At 67.3% G+C, this 1,053-nt stretch carries 1 protein-coding gene; it reads right to left on the reverse strand.

The window, feature by feature from the left end:
• Positions 1 to 17: 17 nt before the first annotated feature.
• Complete coding sequence (locus tag AQJ64_RS44870; protein ID WP_244902743.1) at positions 18 to 1,037, reverse strand: quaternary amine ABC transporter ATP-binding protein; 1,020 nt, start codon at positions 1,035 to 1,037, stop codon at positions 18 to 20.
• Positions 1,038 to 1,053: the final 16 nt, after the last annotated feature.

Raw genomic sequence — 1,053 nt, forward strand, 5'->3', positions numbered from 1 at the left:
CTCGATGGTGGCGGTCATCACCTGCCGCCTTCCTGCCCGGCGACGACCGCGAGGATCTCCTCGTCCCCGACGATCCCGAGCAGCTTGCCGTCCTCGACGACCTTCACCGGCTTCTCCGCCGCCAGCACCGCCCGCGTGGCCTCCCGCACCACCACGTCCGGACCCAGCTCCGGCCCGTCCAGCGCATCACCGTCCTGCGGCGCCCGCATGATCCACCGCAACGTCAGCACATCACCACGCGGCACGTCCTTCACGAACTCACGCACATAGTCGTCCGCCGGCGCCCCCACCAGCTCATCACCCGTGCCGCACTGGACCATCTTCCCGTCCCGCATGATCAGGATCCGGTCACCCAGCTTCAGCGCCTCCGACAGATCATGCGTGATGAACACCATCGTCTTGCCGACCTCGTGATGCAGCCGGATGACCTCGTTCTGCATGTCCCGACGGATCAACGGATCCAGCGCCGAGAACGGCTCGTCGAAGAACAGCACATCCGGATCCCCCGCCAGCGCACGCGCCAGCCCCACCCGCTGCTGCATACCACCGGAGAGCTGGTCCGGATACGAGCTCTCATAACCCGCCAGACCGACCAGCTCCACCACCTCCAGCGCCCGCCTCGTCCGCTCCGCCCGACCCATCCCACGGATCTCCAGACCGAACGCCACGTTGTCCACCACCCGACGGTGCGGCAACAGCCCGAAATGCTGGAACACCATCGAGAACTTGCGCCGCCGCAACTCCCGCAACCGCGCCGCGTCCGCCTGCCGGATGTCCTGCCCCTCGAACACCAGCTCACCCGACGTCGGCTCGATCAACCGGGTCAGACACCGCACCAACGTCGACTTGCCCGAACCCGACAAGCCCATCACCACGAACACCTCACCCCGACGGACGTCGAAGTTCACATCACGCACCGCGGCGGTACACCCGGTACGGTCCATCAGCTCACGCCGGGTCAGGCCGCACAGCTCCGCATCACCCGGCACCCGCTCGGCCTTCGGCCCGAACACCTTCCACAGATTGCGCACGGAGATGACGGGAGCGCCGTCC

Origin of the sequence: Streptomyces griseoruber (genome assembly GCF_001514205.1) — a bacterium.
Taxonomy (GTDB): Bacteria; Actinomycetota; Actinomycetes; order Streptomycetales; family Streptomycetaceae; genus Streptomyces; species Streptomyces griseoruber.